Annotated in this window: 7 protein-coding genes; 5 read left to right on the plus strand and 2 right to left on the minus strand. The window is 68.0% G+C overall.

The window, feature by feature from the left end:
• Positions 1 to 38 precede the first annotated feature (38 nt).
• The gene (gene mgtE, locus MJD61_06975) at positions 39 to 1,409 is read right to left on the minus strand and encodes a magnesium transporter (GenBank protein MCG8555018.1); all 1,371 of its coding nucleotides are present in this window, start codon (positions 1,407 to 1,409) and stop codon (positions 39 to 41) included.
• A 110-nt stretch (positions 1,410 to 1,519) separates the two neighbouring features.
• Here mgtE and MJD61_06980 point away from each other — a divergent pair, with 110 nt between their 5' ends.
• On the plus strand, positions 1,520 to 2,686 hold the full coding sequence (locus tag MJD61_06980) for a PLP-dependent aspartate aminotransferase family protein (protein MCG8555019.1): 1,167 nt from the start codon (positions 1,520 to 1,522) through the stop codon (positions 2,684 to 2,686).
• A 76-nt stretch (positions 2,687 to 2,762) separates the two neighbouring features.
• Complete coding sequence (locus MJD61_06985; protein ID MCG8555020.1) at positions 2,763 to 4,151, plus strand: 3-deoxy-7-phosphoheptulonate synthase; 1,389 nt, start codon at positions 2,763 to 2,765, stop codon at positions 4,149 to 4,151.
• 61 nt (positions 4,152 to 4,212) lie between these two features.
• Here the strand turns inward: MJD61_06985 and MJD61_06990 are convergent, their stop codons facing one another.
• Positions 4,213 to 4,653, minus strand: a complete 441-nt coding sequence (locus tag MJD61_06990; protein MCG8555021.1) for a hypothetical protein — start codon at positions 4,651 to 4,653, stop codon at positions 4,213 to 4,215.
• A gap of 49 nt (positions 4,654 to 4,702) precedes the next feature.
• Here MJD61_06990 and MJD61_06995 point away from each other — a divergent pair, with 49 nt between their 5' ends.
• From MJD61_06995 to MJD61_07005, 3 genes are all read left to right on the plus strand, one after another.
• Positions 4,703 to 6,511, plus strand: a complete 1,809-nt coding sequence (locus tag MJD61_06995) for an OmpA family protein (protein ID MCG8555022.1) — start codon at positions 4,703 to 4,705, stop codon at positions 6,509 to 6,511.
• 209 nt (positions 6,512 to 6,720) lie between these two features.
• Positions 6,721 to 12,393 carry a hypothetical protein gene (locus tag MJD61_07000; protein ID MCG8555023.1) on the plus strand — a complete coding sequence of 1,891 codons (5,673 nt, stop codon included), beginning with the start codon at positions 6,721 to 6,723 and terminating at the stop codon, positions 12,391 to 12,393.
• On the plus strand, positions 12,390 to 12,904 hold a 515-nt coding region (locus MJD61_07005), incomplete at its 3' end, for a hypothetical protein (GenBank protein ID MCG8555024.1). The genes MJD61_07000 and MJD61_07005, both read left to right, overlap by 4 nt.

A 12,904-nucleotide genomic window follows, 5' to 3' on the forward strand; every position in this document is an offset into this window, starting at 1 on the left:
GGATAACGAAGCGTGCTGGTCCCGTCGGCGGAGCTTTTTCACAGCACGATCGAGAAAAAGAGGCGTGCGGCGCTGAAATAGACCACGAGGCCGATCACGTCGACCAGCGACGCTACGAACGGCGTCGACGACACCGCGGGATCACCACCCAGTCGCTTGATGGCCAAAGGCAGCAGCGAGCCCGTGAGCGACCCGATGCTCACGACGGCCAGAATGCTGGATGCGACCGTAACGCCCATGGTGAGCGCGTTCGCCGAGGCCATCAAGAAGTAGGCGCGAATGAAGCCGACAGCGGCCAGCAGCGCGCCGAGCATCAAGCCGATCGACAGCTCGCGCCACAGGATCCGCAGCCAGTCAGCTGGTCCGATCTCGTCGAGGGCCAGTGCGCGGATGATCAGGGAGGAGGACTGGGAGCCCGAATTGCCCCCCGAGGAGATGATCAGCGGGATGAAGATGGCCAGGTCGAGCAGAACGGCGAGGTCGCCCTCGTAGGTCTCCATCACCGACGCGGTCAAGAGCTCACCCACGAAAAGCAGGGCCAGCCACGTAATACGCTTGCGCACGAATTTGAGGATTCCGGTGTCGAGGTAGCGATCGCTGATGGGCTCGACAGCGCCCATCTTCTGTGCGTCCTCCGTGGCCTCCTCGATGACCACGTCCACCACATCGTCGACCGTGACTACGCCGAGCATGCAGCCCCGGGCATCGACCACCGGCAACGCCGTGTAATCGTAACGCGCCATCGTGTTGGCCACGTCTTCCTGGTCGGTCTCGGGCGCAACCGTGACCAGCTTCCTCGTCATGGCCTCCGAGATCCGCTGTCCCGGATCGGCCAGGATCAACTCCCTGAGCGACAGTACCCCCGTCAGTCGCCCGTCCTGCGCGATCGCGTACACGTAGTAGAGCATTTCGACGTCTTGCTCGCGTCCGAGGCGGCGCAGCTCGTCAAGCGCGTCGCGTGCCCGCAGCTCGGAGGACAAGGCGACGTATTCGGTCGTCATGAGGCCGCCGGCGGTCTCCGGCTCGTGCGCGCTCAACGTCCTCAGGTCGCGGGCAACCTCTGGCTCGTTCAGGTCGAGATGGCTCAGGATCTCATCACGCAAGGGCGACGGCAGCTCCTGCACCACGTCGGCTCGGTCGTCAGGAGCCATCTCCACCATGAGATCGGCCGCGTGATCGGTGTGAAGGCCACCCAGAATGCCGCTCTGCAGCTCGTCGGGAAGCCGGTGCAGCACCTCGGCCGCCGTCTCGACCGGCAGCTGCCGCATCAACGCCAGCGCCTGCTCGTCGCTCAGCTCGCCCAACACTTCGGCTACGTCTTCGGCATGCGCGCCAACGAGGATCCCTCGCAGACGCGCAGGATCGCTCTCGAGCAAGGCGCGGATCTCGTCTTCGCTGGGGAGGCCCATAGGGCGGCTATTCTGCTCGAAAGTCGCCGGGAAGCCAGTCACGGTTTGGAGCCGGCATGGAGCCAGCCCTCGCTGCTGTGAAACGAGCGCGATGAAGGTAGGCTACGCGCATGAATCCACGCTTTGCCCAAATCGAGACCCTCGCGCTTCATGCCGGGCAACCGCACGACCCTCAGACCGGAGCGGTGATACCCCCGATCTCGCTGTCCACGACCTTTGCCCAGGAGGCTCCGGGAAGGCACAAGGGCTTCGACTACTCGCGCAGCGACAACCCCACGCGCCGCATGCTCGAGCAGTGCGTGGCCGCGCTCGAGGGCGGGACGCATGCCCTGGCCTTCGCCTCCGGCTGCGCAGCCGCCGCAAGCGTGATGCAAACGCTCGAGCCTGGATCGCACGTGGTGGCCTGCGACGATGTCTACGGAGGCACATTTCGGCTGCTAGAGCACGTCTTCCGCAACTACGGCATCGAGACGACCTGGGTCGACCTGACGAGCCTTGGCTCCCTGCACGATGCGCTGCGGCCCGAGACCCGCCTCGTCTGGACCGAAACGCCGACCAACCCCCTGCTCAGGGTCGTAGACATCGCCGCCGTGAGCGCCGTGGCTCGAGCCCACGGGGCGCTGCTGTGTGTGGACAACACCTTTGCTACACCTGTGCTTCAGCGACCCCTGGCGCTAGGGGCCGACGTGGTCGTGCACTCCACGACCAAGTACCTGAACGGCCACAGCGATTCGGTAGGCGGAGTGGTGGTGACCCATGACGCGCAGCTGCACCAGCGGCTGCGGTTTCTGCAAAAGTCGCTCGGCGCCGTACCCTCTCCCTTTGACTGCTTCCTGGTCCTCAGGGGCCTCAAGACGCTGCCCGTTCGAATCGAGCGCCATTGCGGCAATGCCACGCGGCTGGCCCGTTGGCTGAGCGCGCAACCAGGCGTGGACAAGGTCATCTATCCGGGCCTCGCGGATCACCCCCAGCACACGCTTGCGGCCGAGCAGATGAAGGCGCCCGGGGGCATGCTGAGCTTCGTGCTGGGTGGAGGCCGAACCGCGGCCGACCGCCTTCTGGGGGCGCTCGAGCTGCTGGCGTGCGCGGAGAGCCTCGGCGGCGTCGAGTCCTTGATCGAGCACCCGGCAAGCATGACCCACGCTGGGCTCCCGCCTGCCCTTCGGGCGCGCTTGGGGATCGACGAAGGCCTGGTGCGGGTGTCGGTGGGCCTGGAGGCCGAAAGCGACTTGCGGGAAGATCTGCGGGCAGGCCTGGATCGCGCCCGCGAGCCATGACCGCTGCGGGTCAAAGCCGCCAGGGGGGACTTCCGGTTGGTCTTTGCCGGCAAGCCTGCTATGGACACGAGCCGCGATGTCCGAAAACCCAACACACGTAGCGCTCTCCCCAGTGCCTCCCGCAGACGCTTGGTCCACGACCAGCTGGCGGCAACGAGTGGCCAAGCAGCAGCCCATGTATCCGGACGCCGAGGAGTTCGCTCGCTGTGTGCAGAAACTAAGCAGCAAACCTCCCCTGGTGGCACCAGGCGAGGTCGTGCGGCTGCGCCACAGGCTCGCAGAAGCCGCACGGGGCGAGCGTTTCGTGTTGCATGGTGGTGACTGCGCCGAGACGTTCGACGACTGCACGGCGGAGTCGCTCCAAGCCAGGCTCAAGATGCTGCTGCAAATGAGCCTGGTGCTGACTCATGCCACCCGGAGGCCGGTGCTGCGCATCGGCCGGCTGGCCGGCCAGTACGCAAAGCCGCGCAGCGCAGCCACCGAACAGCTCGCGGGTCAAGAACTGCCATCGTACCGGGGGGACTTGATCAACGGCCTGCAAGCCACGCCCCAGGCGCGCCGGCCCGACCCAGAGCGCATCCTGCATGGATACCACCACGCTGCAGCGAGCTTGAACTACATCCGAGCTCTGATCGAAGGGGGCTTTGCAGACCTTCACGACCCGCGCCGGTGGGATCTGGCGTTTATCGAGCGCAGTCCGCGTAGGCAAACCTACAGGCGCATAGTCAACGCGATCATGGACGCCGTGGCGCTCATGGACACGGTCGGAGCGTCGACCGAAGCGCTCAAGCGCATCGAGATCTACACCTCCCATGAAGCGTTGCTGCTCCCGTACGAAGAGGCGCTGACGCGTGAGACCTCCGCGCATGGCGTCATGAACCTGGGCGCCCACCTGCTGTGGGTGGGCTACCGTACCGGTGATCTGGATGGAGCCCACGTGGAGTACCTGCGCGGGCTAGGCAATCCCGTCGCGGTCAAAGTAGGACCCAAAATGCAACCCGAGCATGTGCTCGGCCTGCTCGAACGGCTCAATCCAGGGCGCGAAGCGGGTCGCATCACGCTCATCAGCCGCTTCGGTGCCGAGGGCGTGGCACAGCACTTGCCGGAGCTGATCCGGGCCGTGCGTACGACCGACCAACCTGTGCTGTGGAGCTGCGACCCCATGCACGGCAACACGGAGACCGTCGCAGGCCGCAAGACCCGTCGCGTCGAAGCCATCTTCTCGGAGCTCGAGCAGACGTTCGCTCTGCACTGCCAGGCCGATTCGAGGCTCGGCGGAGTGCACTTCGAGATGACCGGAGAAAACGTCACCGAGTGCGTCGGCGGGGCAGTGCAAATCAGCGAGGAAGACCTCGGGCGTTCCTACGAAACCGCCTGCGATCCGAGGCTGAACCCAAGCCAAGCGCTGGAGGTGGCGTTTCTGATCGCTCAGACATTGCACGCCGAGTCGGAAGACCACGGATAGCAAGCGCGGTGGCGGTTTTTCTCCGGGCGCGCCAGCGATCGCATCCAACCTGCGCGGCCGGTCAGTCGTCGGGGCAGCTGCGGTTGCACACCAGCAAGCCGCCGCCGCAGTCGCGAACCTGCCCGTCGCATTGCAGGTTGCAGTTGGCGCCGCCGCAATTGTAGGCAGTGCAGCGCGCACCGCCCAGGCATTGAAGCGTGCAACTTCCTGGAGTGCGGCAGTCGAGCGAGCAGCTCTCGCCTGCGTTGCACCGTTGCAGGCAGTTGCCGGGACCGTGGCAGTCGATGTCGCAGTTCGCTTGGCTCCCGCAGTGCTGGACGCACGGTCCGGCAACTGCATTGCAGTCAAGGTTGCACTCGGAGCCGGCCGAGCAGTGCTGTTCCGCCTGGACCGCCTTCTCCGCGTTCAGGGGCCGCGCTCCTTGCGGGCGACGAGGGCTGTAGCTTACGGTCACGGGGTCGGAGAGCGCCAGATTCTCTCGGACGGGCTGGCAGGGGGCCACGCGATTGAGCTACCCTCTTGGCCATCTGTATGTCGCGGGCGGCAGTTCCATGAACGATTCTGGAGGCTATGGCGTGCGTTCGTTCTGGATAGCGGGCTACACGTTGCTTGGTTGTTTGATCGCTTCGTCCGGCCTGGCGCAATCCTCGGCTACGCTAAACCGCTTCAGTGCCGCGGAGACACCGGAGGATGATTTCCACCTGAGCCGGCCGAGCGCGCTGGGCGATCCCGGTTTGGGTGTCCAGGTACACGTGGACTACGCGAACGACCCGCTCGTTGTCGAAGCCAACCTCGGCGACCCCAGCAGCGAGATCGCGCGCGTCGTGGAGCACCAGCTCAACGGGACCTTGGGTATCAGCTTGGGTGTCCTGGACCGGTTGGTGCTGTCGGTGGGTCTACCGGTGGTGTTTGTGCAGCGCGGCGATGCGGTTGGCGATTTGGCTGCGCTCGGCGTGCAGCTCGCGGCGGACGGTGAAGGTCTGGCCGACGCATACGCGGGCCTGCGCGTGCGACTCGCGGGGGAGGCGCAGGACGCTGCTGCCCTCGCGCTGCAGGTCGTGGCGACTTTCCCGAGCGCTGGCGAGCAGCGCCTGCGCGGCGATGAGGGCGTTTCGTTGGCGCCGGAGCTGCTGCTGGAGCTGCGGCCCGGTCCCGCGCGCATGGTGCTCAATGTGGGTGGCCGTATTCGCAAGAACGCGTCGGATCCGAGCAGCAACATGTTGTTCTCGGACGAGCTGAGCTTCGGACTGGGCTTCGGCGTGCCGATGTTCGGCAAGGCCGTGGATCGCGAAACGCATCTAGACCTGGTCGCGCAGATCTACGGAAGCACTCAGCTCGAAGAGAGCTTTGGCCGGGAGACCACGGCGCTCGAGGCGGTCTTCGGGTTGAAGTACCAGCATGCTTCGGGTGTGACCTTGGGTGCCGTTGCCGGGCCCGGGCTCAGCCGCGGCCTCGGCTCTCCCGACGTGCGCGTGGTAGGCCAACTGGGTTATCGCTTGCCTCGCAAGGCCCCCCCGCCGCCGGAGCCTGTGGAGCCGCCGGCTCCCCCTGTCGTTGACAGCGACGGCGACGGTATCATGGACCCGGACGACAAGTGTGCGGCGGTGCCGGAGAACGTCAACGGTCTCGAGGACGACGACGGTTGTCCCGACGAGTACGGGGACCAGGACGGCGACGGCATCAGAGACAATCTCGACAAGTGCGTGGACCAATCGGAGGACAAAGACGGTTTCGAGGACAGCGACGGCTGTCCCGAGCCGGACAACGACGGCGACGGAGTGCTGGATCAGGCCGACACCTGTCCAGATAAGCCAGGCCCGGTCGAAAACCGTGGCTGTCCGGACAGGGACCGGGACGGCGACAGCGTAGTCGACAGGCTCGATAACTGCCCGGACGAGCCCGGCACCGTGGAAAACCACGGCTGTCGGGCGAGGCAACGGGTGCGGCTCCGAGCCGAGCGGCTGGAGATCCTGGAGCGGGTGTACTTCCGAACCAACCGCGCTGCGGTTCGGCCGCGCAGCTTCCCGCTGCTGCGCAACGTGGCACGGGTGCTCAACAACCACCCGGAGATTACCCGCGTGCGTGTGGAAGGACACACCGATTCGCGGGGCCGCTACGAGTACAACCTCGACCTGTCCCTTCGCCGGGCCCAAGCGGTCGTCGACTTCTTGACCAGGCGCGGCTCGGTCGATCCATCGCGGCTCGAGATCAAGGGCTATGGGCCCGATCGGCCGGTCATCCCGGGCGCGCGAACCCTCTCGGAGCACGCGCAAAACCGCCGCGTGGAGTTCACGATCGTCGAGACGACTGCGGGTGTCCCGCAAGCCAAGGCCCGCCCCCATAGCGGCATCATCGAGTGAGGCGCCTCATGGACACACACGGACAAGCCCGCATCGGTCACCAGCCTTCGGGCCAATCGCCCCATCCGCCCGCGCAACCGGCCGCGTTCTCGTCTCCCGTCTCCCGTCTCCCCTCTCCCACCTCCCGTCTCCCCTCTCCCGCCTCCCGTTTCCCGTCTCGTGCCGGCCGCCCGGGCCACTCGCGTCTCAGCTCGGGCTGCGTTCTGAGCTTGGTAGCCGGCGCATTCGCGCTCTCGAGTGTCCGGGCGAGCGGGCAGACGGCCTGTCTGCCGAGCGCTGCCGACCAGACGGTCACATCGCGAGCCGTGCTCAACACGTACTACCCAGGGCCCGAGGCCGGTCTTGGCGACACCGCGGCGGGCAGCCGGAGCATTGCCGTGGACGCGTCGGCCATGGCAGGTGGTCCCGCGCTCGGTGCCGGCGACCTGGTCCTGATCGTCCAGATCCAGGGTGCCGAGATCCAGACGGGCGGCGAAGCCATGGTGGGCGGCGCCTACGGCGACGGCCCCGGCGGTTCGGACCGGGCCGGCGTGCTCGACAACGCCGAGGCCATCGCGGGCGACTACGAGTTCAACGTAGCGGACGGGCCCGTCATGGCAGGGGTATTGCCGCTGCGCGAGCCGACCCGACATCGTTACGTGTCGCACGACGCCGTGGTCGACAACGGCGACGGCACGGGCCGCGGCTACCGTCGCTACCAGGTCGTGCGTGTTCCAAGGTTCAACAACCTCAGCATCGAACAACCCGGCGGGGTGCTGACCGCCGAGCCCTGGAACGGGCGCACCGGCGGCATCGTGGCCGTGGACGTGAGCGGGACGCTGACGGTCAACGGAGCGATCGACGTAACCGGTCTCGGGTTTCGCGGTGGCGCGCCGACCATTCCGCCGGGCATGGTCGGGACCGAAACGAACACGCCCACCGCAGCAGTCAAGGGGGAGGGCAACGCAGGTTCGCCGAGCCGTCTGTGGAGCCGAGCGGGAGGGCTCGTGGTGGGCCCGGTCGCGCTGTTTGGCAGCTCGGAAGGTCAGGGCGCGCCTGGAAACGCCGGGGGTACCGCAGCCATGGGCGCGAGCGATGCCGGCGGTGGCGGTGGCGGCGGGGCCGCCCCCGGTGGGCCCGGCGCTGTTGGTGTAGGCGTCGGACCCGGACCGGATGCCGACCGCGCCCGCGGCGGCGAGGGCTACCAGGACGTGGACCGCATCTTGTTCGGGGGCGGTGGCGGCTCCGGCTCGCTCGACGACCCGGCCGTGCGCGAGGCCGTCAGCGGACAGGCCGGCGGCGGCATCATCTACCTGCGGGCGGTGAGCCTTACCGGCAGCGGTGTGATCAGCGCCGACGGGGACGACGGCGGCCTTCAACCGCAGGAGGGCGGCGGCGGTGGCGGCGGCGGCGGAAGCCTCTTCGTTCACACCGAGAGCGAGGATCTGTTGGGGCTCACGATTCGCGCGACCGGCGGCGACGGCGGCTCTTCGCAGGAGCCCCTGGACGGCGGCGGTGGCGGCGGCGGCGGCGGGTTTGTGGTGCTCGCGCACCCCACGATGAGCATCATGGCGAGCATCGACGTGGGCGGCGGCATGGGCGGCAACGCGCCCGGTGGTTCCGGCGCTGGCGGCGGCGGCGGTTTCCAGCAGATAGGCGCGCCCCCGGTTTCGAGCTCCTGTCCGCCGCCTACGATCGCCATCGGTGCGCCGAGCGGCGTCGTTCAGCTGGAAGCCACCACGGCATCGGGCACCACGACCGGCGTGCCAGATGGCGCAAGCGTCAGCGTCACGGTCACGGGCCCGGGCGGTTACAGCGCCGGCTGCACGGCCGTGGTGACGGCGGGCGTCTGGTCGTGTCCCGCCGAGGCGATCGATGGCCTGGTTCCCGGTTCGGGCTACACCGCCAGCGCCACGGTAACCGCGGGCACGCTGACAGCCAGCGACAGCGCCGGTTTCGATGTGGTGCAGTGCCTGGCGTTGTCCGAGGGCGACCCGTGCACCACGCACGCCGGCGCCAGCGGAATCTGCCGCGGACCGGCTGCGACGCTGACCTGCTGCGCGGGCTGCTGGGACGGCTCGACCTGCCAGGCGGGGGACGCCGCGGCCGCCTGCGGTCAGGGCGGCGCCCTGTGTGCAGCGTGCGACGACGCGAACGAGTGCACCGCGGACGCTTGCACGGCCGCGTCCTGCGCGAACACGGTCCGGCCCGCCGGCAGCAGCTGCAGTACGGGTGGCACGGTCTGCGATGGGCTTTCGGCGCCTGCCTGTGTGGCCTGCGTCGATGACGCGCCCGCGGGTGCGACCGACAGCGGTTGTGCCGCGGGGGCGCCCGTGTGCGACACCTCGGAGGTCGCGCCCGTATGCGTCGGGTGTCTGGTGAATGGGGACTGCCCGAGCGGCATCTGCAGCGGCGGCGCGTGCGTGCCGTGTGCGGATACGGCTGCCGGCAGCGGCATCGATCAGGGCTGTGCCAGCGCACTCCCCGTTTGCGACGAGAGCGGCGCAGCGCCGGTATGCCGCGGATGCCTCGTGGATGGTCATTGCCCATCGGGGGCGGTTTGCGGTGCCGGGTTCGTCTGCACCATGGCGTGTACGAGCGACACCCATTGTGCGGCAAGCCCCGGCACGCCCGTATGCGATACGAGCGCCGGCCAGTGCGTGACCTGCCTGGACGACATGACAGGCGCCTCGATCGATTCGGGCTGCGACGCTAGCGCGCCGCTCTGCGACACTTCCGGCGGCAGTCGCGTTTGCGTGGTCTGTCTAAACGACACGGTCGGCGGTCAAGACCTCGGCTGCTCCGCGGCCCAACCGGCATGCGATACGAGCGCTGCGAGCCATGCCTGCGTGCCATGCGAGGACTCGGCTGCCGCGGGCTCCATCGACAACGGTTGCACTGCAGCCGCACCGGCCTGCAACACCGCGTTGCCGGCGGGTCCCGCATGCCGGCAGTGCGTGGTCGCCGGGGACTGCCCCGGTACGGGCGCCGAGTGCTCGCCGGCCGGGCTGTGCGTGCTCGGTTGCTCGAGCAACAGCGACTGTGCAGGCACGCCGCCGACTCCCATTTGCGATCCGGGCTCGGCCGTGTGCGTCGCCTGTTTGGTCACGGCCGACTGCCGCGGCACCCAGATCTGCACACCCGATCGGGTTTGCCGCTTCCCGGATAGCGATCGAGACGGGGTTCACGACGATGTCGACGTGGACGACGACAACGACGGGATCCTCGACACGGCAGAGCACGATGGCCAGGACCTGAGCCTCGACAGCGACATGGACGGCGTCCAGGACTTCCAGGATCCCAGCTCCGTCGTCTGCCCCGACACCGGGGGCGACGGCATCTGCGACACGCTTCCGCTCAACGTGGACTTCGACCAGGACGGGGTGGCAAACCAGATCGACCTCGACGCAGACGGTGACGGGCTGGCCGATGTGATCGAGGCGGGGGGTGAAGATGGCGCCAACCGGGATGGGGTCATCGACGGCTTCGCGGACGCCAATCGCAACGGCTACGCGGACGCGCTCGAGGCCATGGCCTTGCCGCTGCCGAACACCGACGGCCTTTCCGCCCCTGACTTCCTCGACCTGGATGCAGACGCGGATGGCGTGACGGACACACACGAGGCGGGCGGAGTGGACACGGACGGCAACGGGCGGCCCGACGGCGCATTGCCCGGCAGCGCATTGCCCGACAGCGACGGCAACGGTCTGGCCGACAGCTTGACCGGCTCCGGTGCGCTGGCGCTGACCGACACCGACGGCGACGGGCTGCCAGACTATCGATCGCCCGACTCGGACGCCGACGCGGTGGCCGATCGGATCGAATCACGTGACACGGATGCCAGCGGAGCCGCCCCCTTGCCGAGCAACATCGACAGCGATGCGGATGGACTCGACGATTTGTTCGATCCCGACTGTGCCGACGCGGCTGCATGCGGCGGCCGGCTGGGCTCGAAGGCGGCCATGCCCGATCTGGACGCGGATGGCAAGGTGGACTACCGGGACGTGGACGACGACGCGGACGGGATACCGACCCGTGCGGAATGCCGGCTGGTGGCCGGCTGCGTGGCCTCCGACGCGGACGGCAGCCCCGATTACCTGGACATCGATTCGGACGGGGATGGGCTGCTCGATCTGGTGGAGGGCCACGACACCGACTTCAACGGCGTGCAGCAGGTGGGGCCTGCCAACGCCGACAGCGACGGGGACGGTCTGGACGATGCGTACGACCCCGACTGCGCGACCGCCACCGATTGCTCCGGAGTCCTGGGCGTGCGTGCGCCCTTGCCCGATACCGACGGCGACGCGCTCGCGAACTACCGTGACCCCGACGACGACGCCGACGGGCGTGCAACCGCCGACGAGGTCCAGGACGCGATGAGCTACACGGGGCCCGCCGCCGATCCGACCGACGTCGACGCCGATGTGCTGCGCAACTGGTACGACGTCAACTCGGACGGAGACGGACTCGACGATCTCACGGAGATCGCAGGTGGCCTGGACAAGGACGGCAACGGCATTCTCGACTACCTCGATCCCAACTTCGGTCCGCTCGATAGCGACGGCGACGGAATACCCGATGTGGTGGAGTGCCCCGGCGTGTTTCCGCTGACTCCGCTGGCGTGCCGAGACAGCGACGGAGACACCGCACCGGACTACCTCGATGTCGACGACGACAACGACGGCGTGCTGACCAAAGTCGAATATGCGGCGCCCGATTTCCTCGACGGCGATCCGGGCAACGATCGCGACGCGGACGAAGACGACGTGCAAAACCACCTCGACCTCGACTCGGACAACGATGGCATACCCGACCTGTGGGAGAACGGCTCGGGCGCGCTCGACGCAGACGGCGACGGAAGGGTCGACCAGCCTCTCGATCAAGATCGGGACGGCCTGCTTTCGGTGTTCGACGCGAACGACGTCGATCCCAACAACACGATGACCAGGGAGCCCACGAACACCGACGGGCTGGGTTCCCCGGACTTGCTTGACCTGGATTCGGACAACGACGGCATCAGCGACCTCGTCGAAGCCGAGGGGCTGGACGCCGACGCCAACGGGCAGGTCGACGACTTCGCGGATGCGGACGGCGACGGTCTCGCGGATCTCGTGGATCCCGACAGCGGCGGCCAGCGCTTGCCGATTCCGGACAGCGACCACGACGACACAGCCGATTACCAGGCTATCGACGGGGACGGCGATGAAGTGCTCGACGCGATCGAGGGCCACGATGCCAACGCGGACGGGATAGCGGACGTGATGCTGTTGGGTCTCGATGCGGACGGCGACGGTCTCGACGACGGCTTCGATGCCAGCGAGGGCGGCAGCCCCGCGTCGCTTCCCGACAACGACTCGGATAGCGTGCCCGACTACCGCGATCCGGACGACGACGCCGACAGCCTGCCCACGTCGATGGAGCTTCGCATCGGCACCGGACCGGTGCCGGCGGACACCGACTCCGACGGGGTTCCCAACTACCTCGATCCCGACGACGACGAGGACACGCTGCCGACGGCGACCGAGTACCGCGACGGCGTCATGCTCAGCGGCGGACCCAACCAGGACGTGGACCGCGATGGCACGCCCAACTGGCTCGACACCGATTCGGATGGGGACGGGCTCCTGGATCAGGTCGAGGGGCGGGGTGATATCGACGGCGACGGCGACCCCGATTACCTGGATCCCCTGGAGCCACCGTCGGGCATGCCGCCGGTAGATCCTGGAACGCCGCCGTTGGGGCCCCTGGATCCGACTCCCGGGCCGCCTCCGCCGAACGTGGGCATTGCCGGGGGCGCGCTTTGCAGCGCTGCCTGGCCGGGCTCGAGCACGCCGGGGTCGTGCTGGCTGATCGTGCTCGTCTTGCTGGGGTGGCGCAGCTTTCGGCGTAACCCGCGAGGATGAGCGACAAAAACTCCCGTGCCGCAGGGCAAGTGGCACGGATCACAAGCTCGGTCGGCTTTCCGACAGTGCTCGCGTTGCTTCTTGGCGCCTGCTCCCAGGCTGCTCGCCCTTGCCTTGCCGACGCCGACTGCCAGACGGGCGTATGCAGGGCAAGCTTGGATGAGGGGGTCAGCGAAGACCTGGCGCCGCTGCCACTTGGCTGCGGCAGCCGGGGTGGCGGCTCTGCGGCGCTCGAGCGCTGCGAGACCGAAGGCGACTGCGCCCGTGGTATCTGCCTGATCTCCGGCGTGTGTGCGGCGCCCTGCCAGTCGCGCCAGGATTGCGCCGAGCGCGAGCGCTGTCGCGAAGTGTTCGCACGCCGCGGAGCAGCGAAGCTGCAATGGCTCAACGCGTGCGCGCCGATCGCTACCCACGCCATGGCCGTGGCAAGCGACGAGCACCTGCTGCCCAACGCGCTGTCCGGCAGCGTGGATGGCGACGTGGTGGTGCTGCCGGAGTCGGCGCCGACGAC

This window comes from Pseudomonadota bacterium (genome assembly GCA_022361155.1).
Taxonomy (GTDB): domain Bacteria; phylum Myxococcota_A; class Polyangia; order Polyangiales; family JAKSBK01; genus JAKSBK01.

Coding starts and splice junctions, on each gene's coding strand:
- mgtE (MCG8555018.1), bottom strand. CDS start 1,409: ATGGGCCTCCCCAGCGAAGACGAGATCCGCGCCTTGCTCGAGAGCGAT.
- MJD61_06980 (MCG8555019.1), top strand. CDS start 1,520: ATGAATCCACGCTTTGCCCAAATCGAGACCCTCGCGCTTCATGCCGGG.
- MJD61_06985 (MCG8555020.1), top strand. CDS start 2,763: ATGTCCGAAAACCCAACACACGTAGCGCTCTCCCCAGTGCCTCCCGCA.
- MJD61_06995 (MCG8555022.1), top strand. CDS start 4,703: ATGAACGATTCTGGAGGCTATGGCGTGCGTTCGTTCTGGATAGCGGGC.